Below are 19142 nucleotides of genomic sequence, written 5' to 3'. Positions count from 1 at the left end.
GACGGTCAGTTGAAGCGCTCGGCGCGATAGGGGGCAGGGTCGGTGAAGGGTGTCTGGCCGGTCATCAGTTGCGCCAGCAGGCGGCCGCTGACCGGGCCCAGGGTCAGGCCGTGGTGGGCGTGGCCGAAGTTGAACCACAGCCCCGGGTGGCGCGGCGCCGGGCCGATCACCGGGCACATGTCCGGCAGGCAGGGGCGGCGGCCCAGCCAGGGTTTGGCGTCGACGCGCTCGCCCAGGGGGTAGAACTGTCGGGCCAGGGTTTCGCAGCGGCGCAGTTGGATTTCGTTGATCGGGTCATCGCTGTCGGCGAACTCGATGCCGGTGGTCAGTCGGATGCCGCCCACCATCGGCGCCAGCACGTAGCCACCCACCGGGTCGAGGATCGGGTGGCGCAGCTCGTTGCCGGGCAGGGCGGCGTAGTGCATGTGGTAGCCACGCTTGATCGCCAGCGGGATGCGGTAGCCCAGGGGCTCGAAGAGGCCTGCGGCCTGCGGGCCGAGGGCGACCACCACTTCCTGGGCGCTGATCGGGCCCTGTTCGCTCTGCACCTGCCAGCCGCCTTCGACCTGGGTCAGGCTCAGGGCATCGCCGATGACGAATCGGCCGCCGCGCTGCTTGAACAGTTCGGCGTAGCCACGGGTCAGGCCGCCGGGGTCGCTGACCGTGCGCGGGTCGAGCCAGTGCAGGCCGCCCACCACGTCGCCGTGCAGGCCGGGTTCCAGGGCGTGGATCTGCTCGCGGTCCAGCACCCGGTAGTTGAGCTGGTACTGGGCCAGGTCCGCGGCGGCGGCCTGGGCGCTGTCGAAGGCTTGCTGGTCGTTGAAGGCTTCGAGCCAGCCGCCGTCGTGGATCAGCCCGAGCATGCCCGCCGGCTCCGCCAGGGCCAGGTGGTCGCTGACGCATTGTTCGATCAGCGGCAGCATGGCGCGGGTGGCGGCGGCCAGGCCCTGGGGTGAGGAGTGGCGCCAGTATTGCAGCAGCCAGGGGCCAGCCTTGGGCAGGTGGCGCAGGCTGTAGCGCACGTCCGATTGCTGGTTGAGGCCGTAGCGCAAAAGCTTGGTCACTTCCCGGGGGAAGGCGTAGGGGATCACGCTGGCGCGTTCGATCAGCCCGGCGTTGCCGTGGCTGGTGCCGTTGCCCGGCGGCTGGCGGTCCAGCAGCACGACTTCGCGGCCACGGGCCTGCAAGTGCAGGGCGGTGCTGACGCCGACGATCCCGGCGCCCAAGACGATGGTCTGGCAATGCATGGTTCTATCCTTACTGCGGGGGGCCGTGCGCGGGCTCCCAAGGGTTCAGTTCAGGTGCCGGCCGAGACGGCCTTCCAGGTATTTCAGGCTGCGCCGCACCACCTCGACGATCACCAGGTACAGCACCGCGGCCCACAGGTAGATCTGGAAGTCGAAGCTGCGGGAGAAGGCCAGCTTGGTCACGCCCATCAGGTCGTAGAGGGTCACCAGGGAGGCGATGGCGCTGGCCTTGATCATCAGGATCAGCTCGTTGCCCAAAGGCCCGACGGCCACCAGCAGCGACTGCGGAAAAATCACCTTGCCAAACGCCGTCCAGCGCGACAGGCCCAGGGCCTGGCAGGCTTCACGCTGCCCCTGGGCCACCGCCAGCAGGCTGCCGCGCAGGATCTCCGCCTGGTAGGCGGCGGTGTTCAGGGTGAAGGCCAGCAGGGTGCACAGCCACGCCTCGCGAAAGAACCACCACAGCCCCACGTCCTGCCAGAAGCCTTTGAACGAGCCCAGGCCGTAATACAGCATGAACAGCTGGGCCAGCAGCGGCGAGCCGCGGAAGAAGTACACATAGGCCCCGGTAAAGCGCCGCAGCAGCGGGTTGCCGAACAGCCGCCCAAGGGCGATCAGCAGGCCCAGCAGGGCGCCGAGGCTGAAGGAGATCGCCACCAGCTTGGCGGTCACCAGCAGGCCGTCGATAAAGCGCGGGCCGTAGCGCTCCAGCAGTTCCTGGTTGAGCACCAGGTTCAGCCATTGATCCAGGTTCATGGTTGCAGGCTCCGTTGATGGCGGCTGAAGCGCCGTTCGAGAAAGCCGAACAACTGCCCGGACAACGCCGAGAACAACAGGTAGCCCAGGCAGGCCACGGTGTAGAACAGCATCGGCTCCTTGGTCACGCTGACCGCCAGGTTGGTCTGGCGCATCAGGTCCACCAGGGAGATGGTCGATACCAGCGAGGTGTCCTTGAGCAGCGACAGCCAGTTGTTGGACAGGCCCGGCAGGGCGATGCGGGTCAGTTGCGGCAGCAGCACCTGGTTGAAGGTGGTGCGCCGCGACAGGCCCAGGGCGCTGGCGGCTTCGTACTGGCCCTTGGGCAGGGTCTTGAACGCCGCCAGCCAGATCTCGCTGGAGAAGGCGGCGAACACCAGGCTGAAGGCGATCATCGCGGCGACGAAGGTGTTGATCGCCACCTCGCCGGGGTAGCCCAGGGCGGCGAGGATCTTCTGCGCGGCGATCTGGCAGCCGTAGTAGATGATCAGCAGGGTCAACAGCTCCGGCAGGCCGCGAAACACCGTGGAGAAGCTGGTGGCCCAGGCTCGCGCCCAGCGGTTTTTCGAGCGGGCGGCCAGGGCCACGGCGAGCCCCAGGGGCAGGCCGATGGGTACGCAGGCCAGTGCCAGGGCGATGGTCACCAGGGCCCCGGCCAACAAGGCCGAGCCCCAGCCGCCGCTGGCCAGGGAAAGAAGAGACAGCTGTTCGAACATGCTCGGACCCTCTTGCGCAATGCTTCGTGCAGCCGGTCGCCGCGCCAGGGCGGCGCGGCACCGTGGCGGCGGATCAGTAGATGTCGAAGGCGAAGTAGCGGCTGGAGATCTTCTTGTAGGTGCCGTCGGCGACGATCTCGTCCAGGGCCTGGTTCAGGCGCTCGCGCAGGGCGTTGTCTTCCTTGCGCACGGCGATCGAGGCGTCGGCGGTGGTGCCGTTGACGTCACCGATGATCTTGCAGCAATCCTTGCCGGCGCTTTCAGCCCAGGCCAGCAGCGGGAACTTGTCGGCGATCACCCCGTCGATGCGCCCGGCGGCCAGGTCGCTGTTGGCTTCGTCCAGGGTCGGGTAGAACTTCACGTCGGCCCCGGCCGGGCCGTAGTGGTCCTCGGCGTAGATGGCCTGGGTCGAGGACGATTGCGCGCCCACGGTACGGCCCTTGAAGTCGGTCTGGGCGTCGGTGATGTCCGAGTCCCTGGGCACCGCCACCGACAGCGGGGTGCGGTAGTAGTGGTTGGTGAAGGCGATCTTTTTCTTGCGTTCGTCGGTGGCGATCATCGAGGCCACCACGGCGTCGTACTTCTTGGCCATCAGCGCCGGGATGATGCCTTCCCAGTCCTGGGCGACAATCTGGCACTGCACCTTGAGCCGCTCGCACAGGGCGTTGGCGATGTCCACGTCGAAGCCGTGCAGCTGGTTGCTGGAGTCCACGTAGTTGAAGGGCGGGTAGGCGCCTTCGGTGGCGATCTTCAAGACCTCGGCCTGGGCCGCGGTAGCGGCGACGGCCATGACGCAGGCACTGGCGAAGCGAACGACGTTTTTCATGGAGCACCTCGATTATTTATTGTTTTGCTCGGGTGGAGGATGTGTAGCCAACGAACTCGTTATGCAGGGCGGCAGTGGCTTCCAGGCGCTTTTCCACCTCGGGCCCCAGGTGCTTGCACACCTGGTTGACCAGCAGGTGCACCAGCGACAGCATCGCCGCGGTGGACTCCCAGAACAGGTTGAACTCAGTGGGCACGCGAAACACCTCATCGGCGTTCTGTTCGGCCCAATCGCAGAAGGTATCGGTCACCAGTGTCACGGGTATCCCGGCCGCACGGGCCTTGTGGCACAGGGCCAGGGCGTGGCGCGAGTAGCGCCGGGCCTCGAACACCACCAGCGCGCAGTCGGTGGGCGGGGCCAGCAGCACCTCGGCGAAGTGTCCGGCGGAACCGTCCACCAGATGCACGCCGTCGCGCAGGTATTGCAGCAGGTGGACCATGGAGGCGGCGATGCCGCGCTCGGTCTGGAAGCCGGCGACGAACACCCGCGGCCGGCTGGCCAGGCGTTGCACCACTTGCTGCCAGGCCGGGGTCAGGCTGTATTCATAGACCTTCATCAGCGCGCCGACTTCCAGCTCGAAGCTGCGCGGCAGGCCCTGGCCGGTGGGGTTGGGTTGCTGGCGAAACTCCTGCAAGCGATCGCCCACCAGCCACGGCCCTTCGCCGAGGTCGTTCTTCAGGTCGTTCTTCAGATCCTTGAAATGGCTGTAGCCGATGGCGCGGCAGAAGCGCCCGACGCTGGACTCGCTGAACCCGAGCTTGCCGGCCACATCGGCGGCGGTCTGGAACGGCAGTTCATGGAGGTTGGCCAGCATGTAGCTGGCGATTGCCCGGCCTGAGGCGGTAGTACCGGACAGGGCACTTTCAAGGCGTTGCTTGATCGGTTGGCTCATGGCTATTTTCGTTGTTGTGGGCCGTTGGCAATGAAAAATGGATGTTTTCTGTCATTAAGTCAATGTTTGACAGTTAACTGGCGTGACGCGATAGTCAGGTGCCTTCCAATAACAATTCCAATGGAGCCACCCATGTCCGACGCCCCCCTGGCGCAGGCCGCTAGCGAGTACCTCGACCTATCGGCCTTGACCCATCTTCTGCAACGTATCTTCCTGCGCCACGGCACCAGCGCCGAGGTGGCCCGGGTCCTGGCGGACAACTGCGCCCGGGCCCAGCGCGACGGCTCCCACAGCCACGGGGTGTTCCGCATTCCCGGCTACCTGTCGTCCCTGGCCAGCGGCTGGGTCGATGGCCAGGCCGTGCCGCAAGTCGAGGATGTGGCCCCCGGTGTGGTGGCGGTGGATGCCGGGGGCGGCTTTGCCCAGCCGGCCCTGGCGGCGGCCCGCGAGGCACTGGTGAGCAAGGCCCGCAGCGCCGGGATCGCGGTGTTGGCGATCCGTAATTCCCATCACTTCGCTGCGCTCTGGCCGGATGTCGAGCCCTTCGCCGAAGAAGGCCTGGTGGCCCTGAGCCTGGTCAACAGCATGACCTGCGTGGTGCCCCACGGTGCCCAGCGGCCGCTGTTCGGCACCAACCCGATTGCCTTCGCCGCGCCCCGCGAAGGCGCCGAGCCCATCGTCTTCGACCTGGCCACCAGCGCCATTGCCCATGGCGACGTGCAGATCGCCAAGCGCCAGGGCCAGCAGTTGCCCGAGGGCATGGGGGTGGATCGGGACGGCCAGCCCACCTGCGATCCGGCGGCGATCCTCGACGGCGGCGCCTTGTTGCCCTTCGGCGGGCACAAGGGCTCGGCGCTGTCGATGATGGTGGAATTGCTGGCGGCGGCGCTGACGGGAGGCAACTTCTCCTTCGAGTTCGACTGGTCCCGACATCCCGGGGCACAAACGCCCTGGACCGGCCAGTTGCTGATCGTCATCGACCCCAGCCACTGCGGCGGTGGCCGCTTCGCCCAGCGCAGCCAGGAGCTGGTACAGCAGATGCAGGCCGTGGGCCTGGAGCGCCTGCCCGGTGACCGGCGCTACCGCACCCGGGCCAAAGCCCTGCAAGAGGGCATTCCCCTGGCCACCGCCGAACTGGCGCGGCTGCGGGGCCTGGCGGGCGACGACTAAGGGCTTCATCCCTTCGCATCCGGGTCCATGAGCCCTTGGTGTTACTCCAGGTAGGGGGCCGGTAGCGGGGCGGGTCGTGGATCGAAACGACCGCTCCCCTGCTGCCCCTCCAAAGCACCGGCCACTTGCCCCCAAGGCAGCCTATGGGCGCTTGCGGCGCCTTTTGATAATCGCCTCCGACATCTCGTCCCCCGAATGCGGAGCGCGCCATGCACAACAATAAGAATCGCCAGCACCCTCTGTTCCCGGCCCTGATCGCCGGCCTGTCGACCCTGGGCCTGGGCAATGCCGCCCAGGCCCAGATCATGCTCTACGACAAGGACCAGACCACCTTTTCCACCGACGGCTACGTCAACGCTTTCTACGTCAACAGCAAGGTCGACCGTGCCGGCGAGCAGTACGACCGGCGCCAGGCGCGGGTGAAGATGGGCTTTTTGCCCAACTACCTGGGCTTCAACATGGGCAAGCAGGTGGATGACCTCAAGCTCGGCGCCCGGGCCTCGTTCTGGGTAACCATCAACGACAGCCAGGACAACGGCACCGACACCGCCATCGACGTGCGCCAGTTCTACGGCACCGTGGCCAACCCGGAGTGGGGCGAAGTGCTGATCGGCAAGGACTTCGGCCTGTTCGCCCGCTCCAACATCCTGCTCGACGAAATGCTCGCAGGCTATGGCCAGGTCAGCGACAGCCTGGGGCTGGTGGATGGCGGCGGGGTGTCGTTCGGCAATATCGGCAGCGGTTATCCCTATCCCTTTCCCACCTCGCAGATCACCTACCGCAGCCCGTTGATGGACGGCCTGCGGGTGGCGGTGGGCATCCTCGACCCGGTGGACACCAACGACAGCAGCACCCTGGGCAAGGCCTACCAGAAGAACCCGCGCACCGAGAGCGAGATCACCTACCAGTTCGACCTGGGCGGGGCCAAGTTCTACAGCTGGCTCAACGGCAGCTACCAGACCTCCGACAACACCGACCCCGAGGTGCGCTCGGTAACCTCCAAGGGCCTGGGCTACGGCCTGCAAGCCAAGATGGGCGGGCTGTCCCTGACCGGCTCGGGGTTCCAGGCCAGGGGCATCAACCCCTTCTTCACCAACAACGCCGGCAAGGCCACCCTGCGCAATGTCGACAGCCGCGGCTACCTGCTGCAGGGCTCGTACAAGCTGGGCAAGAACCGCCTGGCGCTGTCCTATGGCAAGACCCGTGACGACGGCAACGGCGTGGTGGGCAGCGGCGCCGACTACCAGACCCGCGGCGTCGCGCTGTTCCATGACATCAACGACAACCTCAAGCTGGTGGCCGAGTACAACCAGTTCCAGATCGACGGCCATCGCGGCAGCGCCCAGAACGAAGACACCAACACCTTCGCCGTGGGCGCGGTGCTGAGCTGGTAACGGCAGCGGCAAGCCGCCAGTTGCCAGCTGCAAGTGGTTTGCATCCGTTATTGCGGCCGGTTGTAAAAAAACCTGTGGCCAGCGCCTACGCCCATGGAACTGGCCACCCGCTACCCAAGTAGCATTCGTGGCCGGCCGGGCGCTTCGTACACTTGCGAGCCTAACCAATCCGCGCCGGAGACAACCATGCAGCAAGCCCAGAGCGAGGGCGTGGTCAGCGCCATGTCCCAGGCCGGCGATCCGCAGCAGGTGGCCCAGGACCTGGCCCGCCAGCTGCTGCATCCGCACCTGGGCTTCGTGCTGTTCTTCTGCTCCGCCGAGTACCCGCTGCAAGCCCTCGGCCAGGCCCTGCAACAGGGCTTTGGCGGCATCCCCCTGGTGGGCTGCACCAGCGCCGGGGAAATCACGCCCCAGGGCTACGGGCGCAACTGCGTGACCGCCATCGGTTTCGACCACCGGCACTTTTCCATCGCCGCCGAACTGATCGACCAGATGGAGCATTTCAGCCTGATCGACGCCCAGCGCATGGTCGAGCGCCTGGTGGGCGGCTGTCGCAGCAACACCCTGGCGCCGATCAAGGGCAACACCTTCGCCCTGACCCTGCTGGACGGCCTTTCGAGCCGCGAGGAAATGGTCCTGGCGGCCCTCAGCGCGGCCCTGGGCGATATCCCGCATTTCGGCGGCTCGGCCGGCGACGACAACTACCTGACCCACACCCACGTGTACTTCGGCGGTGAATTCCACAGCGGTGCGGCGGTGGTGGTGCTGGTCAACACCTGGCTGGATTTCGAGGTGTTCACCACCCACCACATCCAGCCCCGGACGGAAAAACTGGTGGTCACCGGCGTCGACAGTACTTTGCGCCGGGTCTATGAGCTGAACGCCGAGCCGGCCGCCGAGGAGTACGCGCGGCTGATCGGCGTACCGCTGGCGCACCTTGACCACCGGGTATTCGCCGCCCACCCCCTGGCGGTGCGGATCAACCAGCACTACTACGTGCGTGCAGTGCAGCAGGTGCACCCGGACCTGAGCCTGAGTTTCTACTGCGCGGTGGAGAACGGCATCGTGCTTACCGCCATGACTCCCGGCCCCTTGCTGCCCAACCTGCAAGCCTTGTTCGACGGCTTGCAGCAACGCCTGGGCCGCTTGCTGCTGACCATCGGCTGCGACTGCTTCCTGCGCCGCCTGGAGCTGGAGGACCAGGGCGGCCTGGAGCGTATCGGCGCCTTCCTGCGCGAGCAGCGGGTGATGGGGTTCAACACCTACGGAGAACAGTTCAATGGCATGCACATCAACCAGACCTTCACCGGGGTCGCCATTGCCCGCAGCCGAACTGCGGCCCGTCGCTGAACTGCAAGCCCGGATCGACTGCCTGCAACGGGAGAACCGCAAGCTGCGGCGGATCAACGACGCGCTGATCGAGCGGGTCGAGTCCGGCATCACCCGGGGCAACGATCCTTATGCGGCGTTCCAGCACTCGGTGGTGCTGGCCGAACAGGTGCGCGAACGCACCGACGCGCTGAACCAGGCCATGGCCGAGCTCAAGGCCGGCAACCATTTGCTTAGCGAGGCGCGGATGCGGGCCGAGACCGCCCACCAGCACCTGATCGATGCCATCGAGAGCATTTCCGACGCCTTCGTGCTGTTCGACCAGGAGCAGCGCATCGTCCTGTTCAACAGTCGCTTTCGCGCTTTCTGGGCCAACAGCCGGGTGCGGATCATGGCCGGCATGCGCCTGGCCGAGGTCCGGCGGTTGCTGACCAGCACCGGGTTGTTCAGCGAAGAGCCGCGCAGCGGCGGTGACGAACACCTGTTGTATCGCCTGCACAACGGCCGCTGGCTGCAGGTCAGCGAACGGCCGACCCGCGAGGGTGGGCGGGTGATCCTGTTCACCGATATCACCGAGGTCAAGCACAGCGAGACCCAGCGCCGCGAGCAGGCAGTGGCGCAAAAGTCCCACCTGTTGCAACGGGCGGTGGACAACCTCTCCCAGGGCGTGGCCATGGTCAACGCCGAGGGCGTGCTGGAGTTGTGGAACCGGCGTTTCCTGGAACTCAGCGGGTTGGCGCCGGTGGCCGCGCATCGCTTGTTTGCCGAGGTCATCGGTGACAGCGAACTGAGCCTGCTCAGCCCCGACAGCCGCGATGCCAATGGTCGGCCGATCCACGAGTGCGAGCAGCGCCTGAGCGATGGCCGGGTCCTGGAGATCCGCACCCATCCGCTGCCCACCGGTGGTTTCGTCAACACCTTCACCGACATCACCGAGCGCTACCGGCATGCCGAGGCCCTGAGCGAGAGCGAACGCTGGATCCGCCTGATCACCGATCAGGTGCCGGCGCTGATCGCCTACCTCAATGCCGACCTGGTGTACGAATTCACCAACAAGGTCTACGAAGAGTGGTACTGCTGGCCGCGGGGCGTGATGCTCGGCCAGAGCCTGCGCGAGGCGCACAGCGAGCAGCACTACCAGCGCCTGGAGTCCTACATCGCTCGGGCGCTGGCCGGGGAGAGCGTGACCTTCGAGTTCCCCGAGACCAACATCAACCATCAAGAGCGCTACATGCTGCGCTCCTACGTGCCCAACCGCCTGGCCAGTGGCGAGGTGGTGGGGATCTTCGTGCTGATCCGCGACATCACCGAGCGCCGGCGCACCGCCGAGGCCCTGCACCAGGCCTACCAGAACCTGGAGCTGCGGGTGCGCGAGCGCACCGCCGAGCTGACCACCCTCAACCAGCAACTGCTGCGCGAGATCGAGGAGCGCAGCCGGGTCGAATCGCGCCTGCGCGAGGCCAAGGGCGAAGCCGAGCGGGCCAACCTGTCGAAGACCAAGTTCCTGGCCGCGGTCAGCCACGATTTGCTGCAACCGCTGAACGCCGCGCGGCTGTTCACCAGTGCCCTGCTGGAGCGTCGCGACCCCGAGGCGAGCCAGGCGTTGGTGCGCAATGTCAGCAATTCCCTGGAGGACGTGGAGAATCTGCTGGGCACCCTGGTGGACATCTCCAAGCTCGACGCCGGGGTGATCAAGGCCGATATCGCACCCTTCGCCCTCGGCGAGCTGCTGGACAACCTGGCCGCCGAATATGCCCAGGTGGCCCGCAGCGAGGGCCTGGAGCTGCACTTCGTGGCCTGCTCGGCGCTGGTTCGCAGCGACATCCAGCTGCTGGCGCGGGTCCTGCGCAACCTGTTGAGCAATGCCATCCGCTACACCCGCCAGGGTCGGGTGGTGCTGGGCTGCCGGCGCCAGGGCCGCTGGCTGTCGATCCAGGTCTGGGACAGTGGCCTGGGCATCGCCGCCGAGCGGCTGGAGGAAATCTTCCAGGAGTTCAAGCGCGGCGACGAACAGCGCCCCGACCAGGACCGGGGCCTGGGCCTGGGGTTGGCCATCGTCGAGAAAATCGCCGGGATCCTCGGCCACCGCATCGACGTGCGTTCCTGGCCTGGGCGCGGTTCGGTGTTCAGCGTGCAAGTGCCGATCAGCGCCAGCGCGCCGCCACCTACACCGTGCCTGGAAGGACGGGCGGCGCCGCTGGAGCGTTTGCAGGGAGCGCGGATCTGGGTGCTGGATAACGATGCCGCGATCTGCGCCGGCATGCGCACCCTGCTCGAAGGCTGGGGCTGCCAGGTGGTCACGGCGTTGTCCGAGGAAGACCTGGCGCGCCAGGTGGATGACTACCGGGCCGAGGCCGACCTGCTGATCGCCGACTACCACCTGGACCAGCAGCGCAACGGCATCGACGCCGTGGCGCGGATCAACGCCCGCCGCGCCCTGGCGATCCCGGCGATGATGATCACCGCCAACTACAGCAACGACCTCAAGCAGCAACTGCGCGAACTGGGCCACACCCTGATGCACAAGCCGGTGCGGCCGATGAAACTCAAGACCGCCATCAGCCACCTCATAAAGCAGCGGCAAGCTTCAAGCTGTAAGCCCCGAGCTTGAGGCTTGCCGCTTGCCGCTAGCGGCGCAGGTAGGCGCCGAAATCGATGTCGCCGGCACTGAGGATCGCCTGCACCCGGTTGTGCACGTTGAGCTTGCGCAGGATCGCCGAGACGTGGGCCTTCACCGTGGTCTCGGCGATGTCCAGGGTGTAGGCGATCTGCTTGTTGGATTCGCCCTTGGTCATGCGCTCCAGCACCAGCAGTTGCTTGCGGGTCAGGGCCTGCAACAGCTCCGGCGGGAAGCTCGGGGCTTCGCTGCTGCGCCGTCCTGGCGAGCTCTTCTGGGTGCGGATGATGTCCGGCGGCAGGTACACGTTGCCATTGAGGATCTGCTCGATGGCTTCGGTCATCTGCGAGCGCGGCGAGGACTTGGTGATGAAACCCACGGCGCCGTAGGTGATGGCTTGCAGCACGATCTGCTTGTCCTGCTCGGCGGAGACGATCACCACCGGGATGGTCGGCGCTTCGTTGCGCAGGGTGATCAGGCCATTGAGGCCGTGCATGCCCGGCATGTTCAGGTCCAGCAGGATCAGGTCCAGGTCGTCGTGGTCCTGGGTCAGGGCCAGGGCGCTGTCCAGGTCGGCGGTTTCCATCACCTCGCTGCCGGGGAAACCGTCGCTGATGACGTTGTGGATGGCTTCGCGAAACAGTGGGTGATCATCGGCTATCAGGATTCTGTACACGGCCTTTCACCTCGTTATTGTGGTTATGGGGACACTTGAGCCAGGCATCGTCAGGGCAGGGGTTCGGGCTGCGCGGCCACCAGGGGCAACCCGGCGGCTTCCCAGGCATCCAGGCCATCGCGGTACCAGTAGATATTTTTATAGCCCAGGGCTGCGGCGCGTTTTACCGCGTTCCAGCTCAGCCAGCAATCGGCGCGGCAATAGAACACCAGCGCTCGCTGGCGGTCGCCCAGGCTCAGGCGCTGCAAATGCTGGTTGAAGTAGTCCTGCCACTGGGGCGTCAGCTCGCCGTCGCCGGTATTGGCCAGCCAGTGGCTGCCGGGCAGGTTGGCGTGGGGTTCGCTGTCGATGAAGCGGCCTTGCAGCCATTGCCGGCGATAGACATCGATCAGCAGCGGTGCCGGGCGCGCTTGCAGCAGGCCCTGCAAGGCCTGGGTGTCGACGATCTGCGCCGCCTCGATGTGCAGCGGGGTCGGGCTGCGATAGCTACCTGTGCGATAACCCTCGGCGGAAAACAGCGGGTCGGCGGCCTGGACGCTGCCCAGCGCCAGGCTCAGGCACAGCGTGGCCAGGGTTTGCAGGGCACGGGGCATAAGGCTTTTATCCTTGTCGTTATGGGCCCATTACATGCCAGGGCCGGGCACTTGGGAATGCGACCATCGACAGTAAAAGCAGTACCAAAGTCGTAGGTCCTGGCTGGGCGACGCTCTTGCGCTTGTCGGTAGTCGCTGCTGCGGCTGTTCAGGTGACGCCAAGCCTGGCGGCTCGGTCCGCCAGGGCCATCCACGGGGTTTCATGCACTGCAAGGTGCCGGCTTTCGGAGCCCTGGAAGGTCCTTCGGCCCTTTGCGCCGCCTCGCCCAGGGCTCGACAGCGGCTACGGAGGTTTTTCATCAGCAGAACCTAGGCGGTGTTCTTGCGCAGGGCGGCGTGCTGCGGGTTGAAGGTGGCCACCGCGAGCAGCGCGAACACCAGGGTCAGGCCCAGGCACACCGCCAGGGCCAGGGGGTTGAAGCGCAGGTACAGGGCAAATCGCACCAGCTCCACCGCATGGGTGAAGGGGTTGAGCGCGCACAGCCAGTACAGCCACTGGCTGGCCTCGAGCATCTTCCACAGCGGGTACAGCGCCGAAGACAGGAAGAACAGCGGGAAGATCACGAAATTCATCACCCCGGCGAAGTTCTCCAACTGGCGGATGGCGTTGGACAGTAACAGCCCCAGGGCGCTGAGCATCAGCGCCACCAGCAACAGCGCGGGCAGTGCCGCCAGCAGGCCCAGGGCCGGGGGCTGCACCCCGTAGAGCCAGGCGATGGCGAGAAAGGCATACACCTGCAACAGCGACACCAGGGCCGTGGCCAGCAGCTTGCTGGCCAAGAGGAACGGCCGGGGCAGGGGGCTGGTGAGCAGGAGACGCATGCTGCCCATCTCGCGGTCGTAGACCATCGACAGCGATCCTTGCATGCCGTTGAACAGCAGGATCATGCAGGCCAGCCCGGGGATGATGTAGACCTCGTAGGGAATGTAGGTGTCGTAGGGCTCGATGATGGCGATGCCCAGGGCCGCGCGAAAGCCGGCGGCGAACACCAGCAGCCACAGCAACGGGCGCACCAGGGCGCTGAGAAAGCGCGTGCGCTGCAGGACGAAGCGCAGCCATTCGCGCAGCACGATGCCGCGCAGGCACTGCCAGTAGGCGCTCATGCCAGGCGTGTTCATGACCGGTGTGCTCATGCCGCGTGTCCTCCGGTTGCCAGCGAGTGGGTGGGCGTCGCCGAGGTCAGGCGGGCGAAGGCGCTGCCCAGGTCACCGCCGTGGGCCTGGCTCACCGCGCCAGCTTCGCCGCTGGCCACCAGGCGCCCCTGGTGCAGGACCAGCAACTGGTCGTCGGTTTGCACTTCATCCAGCAGGTGGGTGGTCCACAGCACGCTCAGCTGTTGCTCCTCACACAGCTGGCGGATATGCCGGCCCAGGGCCAGGCGGCTGGCCGGGTCGAGGCCGCTGCTGGCTTCGTCGAGCAACAGCAGGCGCGGCTGGTGCAGCAGCGCGCGGGCGATCTCCACCCGCCGTCGGTGCCCGCCGTTGAGCTGGCGCACCGGTTCGCGGCGGCGCTCCTCCAGGCCCTGGCGTTGCAACTCGGCCTCCACCCGCGCCTGGGCCTGGCGCCGGGACAGGCCATGCAGGGCGGCGTGGTAGCGCAGGTTCTGTTCGACGCTCAGGTCCAGATCCAGGGTACTTTGCTGGAACACCACCCCCAACTGGCGCAGGGCCGCCCGCGCGGCATTGCGCAGCGAGCAGCCGCCGACACGGATGTCGCCCTGTTGCAGGTCGTAGAGCCGGGTGAGCAGGGCGATCAGCGTCGACTTGCCGGCGCCGTTGGGCCCCAGCAGCGCGGCGAAGCGCCCGGGGGCCAGGCTCAGGCTGACCTGGTCCAGGGCCTGGCGCGGGCCGTAGGCGAAGCTCAGCTGGCACACCTCCAGGGCCTTCATGGGGTCACCACCACGCCCCAGGGGTAACGCCCGACCTTCACCGACTTGAGCACCTTGCGCTGCTCCACGTCGATCACCGAGACGTCGCCGCTGACCCCGTTGGTGGCCAGCAATTGGCGCTGGTCCGGGGTGAATGCCAGCTGCCAGACCCGCCTTCCCACCAGCAGATAGTCGAGGACCTCGAAGCTCTTGGCATCGATCACCGCCACATGATTGGCCGGACCCAGGGCGACGAAGGCGTACTGGCCATCGGCGCTGAGCTTGATGCCCACCGGCTGGACCTTGTCCGGGTGCACGCCCTTGATCTTGAACCCCAGGGTCTTGAGCACCTGGCGGGTGGCCACATCGAGGATGGTCACCGTGCCGCCGATTTCCGCCGAGGCCCACAGGCGCGAACCGTCCGGGGAAAATTCGACGAAACGCGGGCGCTGGTCCACCAGGGTGTTGTCGGCCAGGGTCTGGGTGCTGGTGTCGATCCAGTGCAGCATGTTGGTGGTTTCGCTGGTGTTGACCGCCCACTTGCCGTCGGGGCTGACCGCCATGCCTTCGGGCTCGACACCGACGTCGATCTGCCCCAGGACCTTGGCGGTCTGGGTGTCGATCACCGTCACCAGCGCATCGTCTTCGTTGGATACGTACAGCCAGCGGTTGTTGGGGTGCAGGGCGAATTGCTCGGGGTCCTTGCCCGAAGGCAGTTCCTTGATGATCTTGCGGGTGGCCACATCCATCACCTGGACCCGGTCCGAATCGCTGGCGCAGATGTACAGCAGCGTGTTGTCGTGGGACAACAGCAGGCCCCGGGGCCGCTGGCCGACGGGCAGGGTATCGGTGACTTGCAGGGTCTGCAGGTCGATCAGGCTCAGGCTGTTGTCCTTCTCGTTGGAGACCCAGGCGGTGGCGGCCAGGGCCTGCCCGGTGGCGAGCAGCAGGGCCGCGCAGAGCGTGGAGCGGCGAAGAAGAGGGCGGCGCATGGCGGATTCCTTATTGTTGTAGGGGCGGGTCAGGGATAGCGGCAGGTCACTTCGGGGCGGTCGTAGCCCAGGCTGTCCATCTCGTTGAACGGATGCAGGAAACCCTCCTGGGGCGAGGTGCTGACCAGGGCCCGGGGTTGCACCAGGGCAATGGGTTGGCGCAGCTCGCCGTTCCATGGGCGGTAGCTGAGCTTGCGGCCCTTGAAGCCATCCAGCGGCAACTGGTCGCCCAGCAGCCGTTGTTGCAGGGCCCGGGGCTCAGCCTGGCGCAACTTGCTCACCGCGCTGGCGACGCTGCGCACGGCCATCCAGGCGGCGAAGTCTCGGTCGTTCATCCAGCGCCCGGCCTGGGCTTCGAAGCGCTTTTGCAATTGCGCGGCGCCGAAGGTCTCCACGCTCTTGTGCCAGGCGGTGGGCGTCAGGCCCTGGGTGCCGGCCACCGGGCGCGGGTACCAGGTCTGGTAGGGCAGGTATTCGCCGAAGTCGCCGCGCTCGTCGGCCACCAGCACCACGTCGTACTCGGCGGTTTGGGTGAACAGCGGCATGTCGGCCTGGGCACTGCGGCGCTGGTCGTTGTCGAAGCTCCAGGCTTTTTCCGCGACGATCTGCACGCCGAAGCGCTTCATGGCCCGGCGCAGGGCCTGGGCGTAGGCTCGGTCATCCTCGGTCTGGCCGACCACCAGCAAGGCCCGCTGCCATTTGCGCAGGGCCAGGAACTGCACCAGGGCGTCGGCCAGCATGGCCCGGCTCGGCAGGCTGTGCAGCACGTTGCCCAGGCATTGGTCGCTGCGCAGGTGGTCGTCGGGGCTGCCGGCGTTGAACAGCAGGCTGTCGGGCAGGGCGGCGGACAAGGCGCGCAAGCTGGCCGCCGGGGCGTTCACCACGAACAGCCGCAGGCCCTGCTCGTGCTGGGCCCGGGCGGCTTGCAGCAGGGCCTCGGGGCTGTCGACGCTGGCGCTGAGCAGCTCGAACCGCTGCTTGAGGAAGCGCCCGGTGCTGTTGTTGTCGACGATCGCCAGCTCGGCGCCTTGCAGGCCGGCATCGGCGGGTTCGGGAATGATGTTCGAGAGCAGCGGACCAGCGTCGGGCCGATAGCCCAGGTAGCCGATGCGCACCTGCAGGCTGGGTTCGGCCGCCTGCGCGGCTTGGGCGTACTGGACATTGGCCAGGGTCGTGGCCAGGGCCAGCAGGCAGGTCAGGACAAGGGGGGCGGGCTGGCGCATCGGCGGCTCTCCACGGCAGGTGGCGCCAGCATAGAAAGAGCGCCGGAGCGGGGAAATATGCAGAAAGTAGCGCCCGGCCAGTACCAAGGTAGTAGCCCGGTGCGGCGGTGGCGGTCTTAGCATGGCCAGCACCGTCCCTGGCCACTGCGGAGTCATCGCCCATGCGCCTTATCAAACTGCTGCTGTTGCCCTTGCTGCTGATGCTCAGCCTGATCGGCGTCGATCGCTTGCATGGCTCGCGCCCGCTGCCGGTACCGGCGGTGCCGTTGGCGCCGGGGCACTAGGCATGTCGGCGCTGTGGCGGATCAACCTGTGGGTCAGCGGTTTTTTCGCCCTGGTGACCCTGGCTTGTGCCGGGTTGCTGTGGCACCAGGCCTTGGCCGATGTCGAGCGCGAGTTGCAGTCCGCCGAGGCGGTGGTGGCCTACCTGGGCGAGACCGCCGAGCGTGATCCGGCCAGCCTGCAACCACGCCTGACCCGTAGCCTGCGCCATGTGCGGGTGCATTGGCTGGAACCGGGCGCCAGTGCCCGCCTGCCCGAACAATCGGGCTGGGATGCCTGGCTCGGCCGCCGCTTGTTCAGCGAGCGCCAGCATGCCAGCCGGCTGCTGGACTTGAGCGACGGACGCCGGGTGCTGATCGCCGTCGATGCCCGGGACGAGATCGACGAAGCCTGGGATTCCCTGCAACAACTCCTGGGCCTGTGCGCCTTGGCCCTGGTCCTGAGCCTGTTGACCATCCGCTGGGCGGTGCGCCGGGGCGTTGGCTTGCTCGATGAGCTGCTGCGGGCCTTGCGCCAAGTATCGGCCGGGCAACTGGCGGTGCGCCTCCCGGAAAGCGGCCTGCCCGAAGCGCTGCAACTGGCCGGGCACTTCAACCGCATGACCTCGGCCCTGGAGCAGACCCGGGCCGACAACGCGCAACTGACCCGGGCGCTGCTGGCGGTGCAGGAACGGGAGCGGACCCAGCTGGCCCAGACCCTGCACGACGACCTTGGCCAGTACCTGGCCGGTATCCGTGCCCAGGCCTGCCTGTTGCGCCTGGTGGCTGGCGAGCCGGCCACGGTGGCGCAGACGGCCGAGCTGCTGGAGCGCAATTGCCAGCAGTTGCAGCAGGGCTTTCGCGCCCTGGTGCAGGACCTGTATCCGCTGGTGTTGCAGCACGTGTCGCTGCCAGCCGCCTTGCAGATGCTGGTGAGCCAGTGGCAGGACAACCAGGGCATCGCCTGCCAGCTGAAGTTGGGCGAGGACCTGCCAACGCTGTCGGCCACGGACCAGACCCAGTTGTACCGGCTGTTGCAGGAGGCGCTGACCAATGTCGCCCGCCACGCCAGTGCCAGCCAGGTGCGGATATGCCTGCAACGCCGCGGCCGGGGCCTGCGCCTGTGGGTGCGGGACAACGGCCGCGGCGCCTGCCAGCCCCAGCGGCCCGGGGTCGGCCTACATTCGATGGCCGAGCGTGCCCGCAGCCTGGGCGGCGAATTGCGCGTCTTCAGCCGTCCCGGCGCCGGTTGGGCACTGGCTTTGAACATGCCCCTGAACATGCCCATGGAGGCCTGATGAACATCTTGTTGGTCGACGACCATGCCGTGGTCCGCCAGGGCTACGCCAGCCTGCTGCGAGCGGCGTTGCCGGCAATGCAGGTCCGTGAAGCCGCCAATGGCGAGGAGGCCCTGGCCCGGGTCCTGGAAGAGGTGCCGAACCTGGTGATCATGGACTTCGGCCTGCCGGGCATCAGCGGCCTGGAGACCACCCGCCGCCTGCGCCAGCGCTTGCCGCAGCTGCGGGTGCTGTTCTTCAGCATGCACGACGAACTGCCCCTGGTGCGCCAGGCGCTGGAGGCCGGGGCCTCGGGCTACCTGACCAAGAGCTCGGCGCCCCAGGTGCTGATCGAGGCGGTGCAGCGGGTGCTGGCGGGCCACGCCTACATCGAGCAAGCCCTGGCCACCCAGCTGGCCTGCACGCCCCAGGCCGGCGCCAGCGACCCGCGCTTGCAGAGCATGACCCAGCGTGAGCTGGAGATCTTCGTGATGCTGGCCCGGGGCACCCCGGCGCGGGAGATTGCCGAGCAGCTGTGCATCAGCACCAAGACCGTGTCCAACCACCTGACCCTGCTCAAGAGCAAGTTGCAGGTCAGTTCCCATGCGCAGCTGGTGCATCTGGGGATCGACATGGGCGTGGTGCGGGTGGCGGGGTGAGGGGTGTATAATTTGGCAAATTTTGTCAAAAGCGGACAAAGCCATGAGCACCATGAACATCTCCCTGCCGGACGCCCTCAAGTCCTTTGTCGATGATCAAGTCAGCCAGCGTGGCTACAGCACCAGCAGTGAATATGTGCGTGAGCTGATTCGCAAGGATCAGGATCGGCAACATCTGCGTGGCCTGTTGTTAGCGGGGGCTCAATCGGCACCGGGCACTGCTGTGGACGGTGACTATTTCGAATCCCTGCGTGCCAGGGTTCGCAAGGCTCGGGGATGAAAGCCAAGCCGGTCATTCCACGCGCCCTTGCCAACCAGGACGTGCAAGGCGTCATCAACTACTACCTTGAGCAACAGGCCGAGCAGGCTGCGCTCGGTTTTATCGATGCTCTGGAAAAGGCCTATGTCCACATCGGCCGTCATCCGGCCTCGGGTATGTCTCGTTACGCCCACGAGCTGGATCTGCCGGGGGTGCTTTGTTGGCCGTTGAAGCGCTACCCCTATCTGGTGTTCTACGTTGAACGTGCTGACCATATCGACGTGTGGCGGGTTTTGCATGGTATGCGGGACTTTCCTGAATGGTTGGCTGAAGGTGTTTTCTGGTAGTGGTGGGGGATGTCTGGGGTTTTTTGTGGTGAGTTTGAGGG

Annotated in this window: 20 protein-coding genes; 9 read left to right on the top strand and 11 right to left on the bottom strand. The window is 66.6% G+C overall.

What is annotated here, in order from left to right; genetic code table 11:
- Nucleotides 1-5: 5 nt before the first annotated feature.
- The 5 genes from AC3WK8_RS30995 to AC3WK8_RS30975 all read right to left on the bottom strand — a co-directional run bounded on the left by AC3WK8_RS30995 (nucleotide 6) and on the right by AC3WK8_RS30975 (nucleotide 4437).
- Nucleotides 6-1247, bottom strand: a complete 1242-nt coding sequence (locus AC3WK8_RS30995) for an NAD(P)/FAD-dependent oxidoreductase (protein ID WP_103326928.1) — start codon at nucleotides 1245-1247, stop codon at nucleotides 6-8.
- A 45-nt stretch (nucleotides 1248-1292) separates the two neighbouring features.
- Nucleotides 1293-2003, bottom strand: coding sequence for an ABC transporter permease (locus tag AC3WK8_RS30990; RefSeq protein WP_103326930.1), 711 nt, complete (start codon nucleotides 2001-2003; stop codon nucleotides 1293-1295).
- Nucleotides 2000-2719, bottom strand: coding sequence for an ABC transporter permease (locus tag AC3WK8_RS30985; RefSeq protein WP_068584345.1), 720 nt, complete (start codon nucleotides 2717-2719; stop codon nucleotides 2000-2002). Before AC3WK8_RS30985 ends, AC3WK8_RS30990 begins: the two co-directional genes overlap by 4 nt.
- Before the next feature lie 73 nt (nucleotides 2720-2792).
- The gene (locus AC3WK8_RS30980) at nucleotides 2793-3545 is read right to left on the bottom strand and encodes a transporter substrate-binding domain-containing protein (protein ID WP_085596458.1); all 753 of its coding nucleotides are present in this window, start codon (nucleotides 3543-3545) and stop codon (nucleotides 2793-2795) included.
- A 16-nt stretch (nucleotides 3546-3561) separates the two neighbouring features.
- Nucleotides 3562-4437 (bottom strand): MurR/RpiR family transcriptional regulator, encoded by an 876-nt coding sequence (locus tag AC3WK8_RS30975; RefSeq protein ID WP_103326932.1) that lies wholly within the window; start codon nucleotides 4435-4437, stop codon nucleotides 3562-3564.
- A 132-nt stretch (nucleotides 4438-4569) separates the two neighbouring features.
- Here AC3WK8_RS30975 and AC3WK8_RS30970 point away from each other — a divergent pair, with 132 nt between their 5' ends.
- From AC3WK8_RS30970 to nahK, 4 genes are all read left to right on the top strand, one after another.
- Complete coding sequence (locus AC3WK8_RS30970; protein ID WP_103326934.1) at nucleotides 4570-5607, top strand: Ldh family oxidoreductase; 1038 nt, start codon at nucleotides 4570-4572, stop codon at nucleotides 5605-5607.
- A 209-nt stretch (nucleotides 5608-5816) separates the two neighbouring features.
- A complete protein-coding gene (locus AC3WK8_RS30965; RefSeq protein ID WP_103326936.1) occupies nucleotides 5817-7001 on the top strand; it encodes a porin in 1185 nt (394 codons plus the stop codon).
- 186 nt (nucleotides 7002-7187) lie between these two features.
- Entirely contained in the window at nucleotides 7188-8351 is a 1164-nt protein-coding gene (gene nosP / locus AC3WK8_RS30960) for a nitric oxide-sensing protein NosP (protein ID WP_103326938.1), read from the top strand.
- On the top strand, nucleotides 8281-10941 hold the full coding sequence (gene nahK / locus AC3WK8_RS30955) for a hybrid sensor histidine kinase/response regulator NahK/ErcS' (protein ID WP_103326940.1): 2661 nt from the start codon (nucleotides 8281-8283) through the stop codon (nucleotides 10939-10941). The genes nosP and nahK overlap by 71 nt, the downstream gene beginning before the upstream one ends.
- A 16-nt stretch (nucleotides 10942-10957) precedes the next feature.
- On the opposite strand, the gene AC3WK8_RS30950 is transcribed toward nahK, so the two are convergent.
- The 6 genes from AC3WK8_RS30950 to AC3WK8_RS30925 form a co-directional block, all read right to left on the bottom strand.
- Nucleotides 10958-11623, bottom strand: a complete 666-nt coding sequence (locus AC3WK8_RS30950) for a response regulator transcription factor (RefSeq protein ID WP_022643626.1) — start codon at nucleotides 11621-11623, stop codon at nucleotides 10958-10960.
- Nucleotides 11624-11673: 50 nt separating this feature from the next.
- Nucleotides 11674-12216, bottom strand: coding sequence for a PQQ-dependent catabolism-associated CXXCW motif protein (locus AC3WK8_RS30945; protein ID WP_103326942.1), 543 nt, complete (start codon nucleotides 12214-12216; stop codon nucleotides 11674-11676).
- Nucleotides 12217-12525: 309 nt separating this feature from the next.
- Nucleotides 12526-13320, bottom strand: a complete 795-nt coding sequence (locus AC3WK8_RS30940) for an ABC transporter permease (RefSeq protein ID WP_085596451.1) — start codon at nucleotides 13318-13320, stop codon at nucleotides 12526-12528.
- Between the two features lie 26 nt (nucleotides 13321-13346).
- Nucleotides 13347-14105 carry an ABC transporter ATP-binding protein gene (locus AC3WK8_RS30935; RefSeq protein WP_085596450.1) on the bottom strand — a complete coding sequence of 253 codons (759 nt, stop codon included), beginning with the start codon at nucleotides 14103-14105 and terminating at the stop codon, nucleotides 13347-13349.
- Entirely contained in the window at nucleotides 14102-15076 is a 975-nt protein-coding gene (locus AC3WK8_RS30930) for a YVTN family beta-propeller repeat protein (protein WP_085596449.1), read from the bottom strand. Before AC3WK8_RS30930 ends, AC3WK8_RS30935 begins: the two co-directional genes overlap by 4 nt.
- Nucleotides 15077-15105: 29 nt before the next feature.
- The gene (locus AC3WK8_RS30925; RefSeq protein WP_103326944.1) at nucleotides 15106-16299 is read right to left on the bottom strand and encodes an ABC transporter substrate-binding protein; all 1194 of its coding nucleotides are present in this window, start codon (nucleotides 16297-16299) and stop codon (nucleotides 15106-15108) included.
- 161 nt (nucleotides 16300-16460) lie between these two features.
- On the opposite strand from AC3WK8_RS30925, the gene AC3WK8_RS30920 reads away from it, so the two are divergent.
- Genes AC3WK8_RS30920 through AC3WK8_RS30900 form a run of 5 tightly spaced genes read left to right on the top strand, consistent with a single transcriptional unit; the run spans nucleotide 16461 to nucleotide 19101 of the window.
- Nucleotides 16461-16583 carry a hypothetical protein gene (locus AC3WK8_RS30920; RefSeq protein ID WP_256592452.1) on the top strand — a complete coding sequence of 41 codons (123 nt, stop codon included), beginning with the start codon at nucleotides 16461-16463 and terminating at the stop codon, nucleotides 16581-16583.
- Nucleotides 16584-16585: 2 nt separating this feature from the next.
- Nucleotides 16586-17857: a sensor histidine kinase gene (locus AC3WK8_RS30915; protein WP_085596447.1), complete on the top strand. Its 1272-nt coding sequence runs from the start codon at nucleotides 16586-16588 to the stop codon at nucleotides 17855-17857.
- Nucleotides 17857-18495 carry a response regulator gene (locus AC3WK8_RS30910; RefSeq protein ID WP_103326945.1) on the top strand — a complete coding sequence of 213 codons (639 nt, stop codon included), beginning with the start codon at nucleotides 17857-17859 and terminating at the stop codon, nucleotides 18493-18495. The genes AC3WK8_RS30915 and AC3WK8_RS30910 overlap by 1 nt, the downstream gene beginning before the upstream one ends.
- 43 nt (nucleotides 18496-18538) lie before the next feature.
- Entirely contained in the window at nucleotides 18539-18775 is a 237-nt protein-coding gene (locus AC3WK8_RS30905; protein WP_085596445.1) for a type II toxin-antitoxin system ParD family antitoxin, read from the top strand.
- Nucleotides 18772-19101, top strand: a complete 330-nt coding sequence (locus tag AC3WK8_RS30900) for a type II toxin-antitoxin system RelE/ParE family toxin (RefSeq protein ID WP_103326947.1) — start codon at nucleotides 18772-18774, stop codon at nucleotides 19099-19101. The genes AC3WK8_RS30905 and AC3WK8_RS30900 overlap by 4 nt, the downstream gene beginning before the upstream one ends.
- Nucleotides 19102-19142 lie beyond the last annotated feature (41 nt).

The organism is Pseudomonas sp. FW507-12TSA, assembly GCF_058781435.1.
The sequence above is the reverse complement of the archived record's forward strand: the minus strand, read 5'-3'. Positions and strand labels throughout refer to the sequence as shown.